Genomic DNA, 3,001 nt, shown 5'->3' with positions numbered 1-3,001 from the left:
CCGCGATCTTCGAAATATGCAGCGCGATATGCAGCAACCGGCTCACCACCAGCGTGCGGTCGCTCACCGGCCGCGGCAACAGGATGTAATTATCCCGCGGGTCGATCAATACATAAGAGAAATCCGTGATCAGCGTGATGCACATCGTGAGCAAATACGCCGAAAACCACAGGAAAGCCTGTAGCCGCACATCGGTCGTTACACTGAAAACGGACAGGTAGATCATCCCGATCAGCAACGACAGCACCATCGTGTAAACAGCACTGTTGCGCACGGGTTTCGTACTCTGGCGGGAACCGCGGTTATATACATTGGGGCGCCGGTCGTCGATCATGAGCTTGGTGTGCAGGATGTTGCGCAATTGCGCCACATCCACGCCCAGCCCGCGCCACAAAGGGTTCAGCCACCCCACCATCGCCAGCATTATCTTGTTCATGAACGGGGGTTTATTGCCCGAGGGCGTTGATGAATTGATCCGCCTGCTCGCTCAGCTGCTGCTTGCCGGTCAGCCGGGCAAACACTTGTTCAAGCGTCTCACCCTCCTGCTGCTGCAACTGCCGGAACGTGCCGTCGGCCACGATGCGGCCTTCGTCGATCAGCACGATCCTGTCCGCCACCTTTTCCACCACGTCCATCATATGCGAGCAATAGAATATGGTTTTGTTTTCTTTCTTGAGCAGGGTAATGATTTCCTTCACGATGATCACCGCATTGGCGTCCAGGCCCGACAGTGGTTCGTCGAGGATCACGATCTGCGGGTTGTGTAGCAATCCTGAAATAATCAGCACTTTCTGGCGCATGCCTTTGGAAAAGGTGTCCATCCGCTGGTCTTTGTTTTCCAGCAGCCCGAAGGCCTGCAGCATGCGCTGCCCCCGCTCCGCGATAACGGCATCTTCGAGCCCGTACAGCTTCCCGGTAAAGGAAAGGTATTCCATGGGCGTGAGCACTTCGTAGATCTCTGCGTTCTCGGGCACATATCCCGTGAGGGATTTGACGGCCAGGGTATCGGTGCGGAGGTCGTGCCCCAGTACGCTGACTTCTCCCTCAAAATCCCCCTGCAGGCCGATCAATATCTTCACGGTGGTCGACTTCCCCGCGCCATTCGGGCCGATGTATCCGATGATCTCACCCGGACGGACCTCCAGGTTAATGTCTTTCAACACCTGTTTGTCCCCGAAGCTTTTGTGCAGGTTCCGTATGGCGATAACTGGTTGCATGTGCATGTGTATGTATCCGCGGATTGGGTTTAACGGTCCGCTCTTTTTTCGAAAATACCGATTCCTGCCCACTGTTGCAAAGGAATACTGGCGCCGATATGGTGAAAGCCAATGGAACGCTGGTACCAGCTGCGGGCATACCGCAACTGGAATTTCTTCACCACCAGCCCCACGCCCATGGAGAAACCACTCATTCCCCGGCGCTCGGGCAGCGATAATTCCTGGCGGCGGAGATGGTTGTATGCGCCCGTCAGCTCGATATGCTTCCCGATGTTCCACTGTGCGGCCAGCACGAAATGCCGGAAGAGATTGTCGATGCCCCGGCCCCCTGTGCGCAGGGTGTCGCCGTTTTCGATCTGCAGCTCGTCGCGCAGGTCGGGCCCTTCGTAGCGGATATCGAACTGGTGGAGATGATGGATGGTGGCCGACAACTGGATGGGCACATGCGCAAGCTTCTTCGAAACGCCCACCTGCAGATCGAAGGGCAGCGTTGCGTTTTCGTCCGGCGCGTATTTGCTGAACTGCGTACCCATATTGGTGGCCACCAGCCCCGCCTGCCAGCCGCGGGTGCTGTCGGTAAAGGTAATACCCACGTCGGCGGCGATGCCGGTGGAGCCGTAATCGAAATATTTGCTGCGGATGTATTTGAGGGTGAGGCCGTAGTGCCATTTTTCGAGGTAGCGGCGGGAGGCGGTGAGCTGGAAGGAGAAGTCCACCGGGCGGAAGCTCCCCATCACATTCCCCGTTACATCGGTATGCTGGATGGTGCCGTACCCCACGTACTGGAGGCTCGCAGCAAAACTGGTCCCGATCCCCGGCGCATACGCCCCGAAAGCCGTATGCATGTACTTGATCCCCCCGTTATACCCGGCCATATTCACCTGCAATTGCCCGCCCATCTCCGGCCTGAGCAACGCGGGATTGAGCAGCGCCGTGCTCACGTCGCTGCCCTGGATGGCCACGTTGGCGCCACCCAACGCGGTGATCTGCGGCGATGGCGGCAGTTCCAGGAAGGCGTACGATTGCCGCCCGCCCAGCACCTGGGCGCCGGCGAAAAAGGGGAGCAACAGCCATATGATGAGGAATCGGAGTTTCACAGGCGCATGCGCGGTTAGGGCGGCAAGTTACAACTTGAACGGTATAAAAAGAATAAAGCCATCCTATCACAGATGGCTCTATTCAAACCCTTAAACAATCAACATGCGCTCACTTTTTCAAGTGAACTTATGGTTGCACGGCTGTGTCAGGAGTAACGCACCGCGCGTTTTACCTCTTTAATAACGCAGTTTCGAGCACTTGGTTCATTTCGCGCACATAATGGAATTTCAGCCCCTTGATATAGTCGGGGTTGATATCCACAATATCTTTTTCATTCTGCCAGCAAAGGATGATTTCCTTGATACCGGCACGCTTGGCCGCAAGGATCTTTTCCTTGATACCGCCCACCGGCAACACTTGCCCGCGCAACGTGATCTCGCCCGTCATCGCCAGGTAAGGTTTCACCCTGCGGCCGGTATACACCGAAGCCAGGGCCGTGAGCATGGTGATGCCCGCACTGGGACCGTCTTTCGGCACCGCCCCTTCCGGAACGTGCACGTGGATGGTCTTCTGCTGGAACGTTTTCGGATCGATCTTATAGTTCAATGCATTGGCCTGCAGCCAGCTGAGGGCCGTTACGGCTGATTCCTTCATCACATTGCCCAGGTTGCCGGTCAGCGCCAACTGGAGCCAGGCCTGGTTGATCGCGAAGACCCGGGACGGGAATCGACCGAAGTCGACGTTCT

At 56.8% G+C, this 3,001-nt stretch carries 3 protein-coding genes and 1 pseudogene; all 4 read right to left on the bottom strand.

The window, feature by feature from the left end:
• Window positions 1-436, bottom strand: a 436-nt coding sequence (locus tag Q0510_RS21105) for a hypothetical protein (RefSeq protein ID WP_298716048.1), incomplete at its 3' end; no start/stop codon positions are given.
• 10 nt (window positions 437-446) lie between these two features.
• Window positions 447-1,217, bottom strand: a complete 771-nt coding sequence (locus Q0510_RS21100) for an ABC transporter ATP-binding protein (protein ID WP_298716046.1) — start codon at window positions 1,215-1,217, stop codon at window positions 447-449.
• A gap of 29 nt (window positions 1,218-1,246) precedes the next feature.
• The gene (gene porQ, locus Q0510_RS21095; RefSeq protein WP_298716045.1) at window positions 1,247-2,314 is read right to left on the bottom strand and encodes a type IX secretion system protein PorQ; all 1,068 of its coding nucleotides are present in this window, start codon (window positions 2,312-2,314) and stop codon (window positions 1,247-1,249) included.
• 169 nt (window positions 2,315-2,483) lie between these two features.
• Window positions 2,484-2,942: pseudogene (locus tag Q0510_RS21090) on the bottom strand (S16 family serine protease); the annotation flags it as partial.
• Window positions 2,943-3,001 lie beyond the last annotated feature (59 nt).

It is taken from the genome of uncultured Chitinophaga sp. (assembly GCF_937874145.1).
Classification (GTDB): domain Bacteria; phylum Bacteroidota; class Bacteroidia; order Chitinophagales; family Chitinophagaceae; genus Chitinophaga.
The sequence above is the reverse complement of the archived record's forward strand: the minus strand, read 5'-3'. Positions and strand labels throughout refer to the sequence as shown.

What these genes read in the sequence shown, in the direction of transcription:
- Q0510_RS21100 (WP_298716046.1), bottom strand. Translation starts at nt 1,217, where the DNA reads ATGCAACCAGTTATCGCCATACGGAACCTGCACAAAAGCTTCGGGGAC.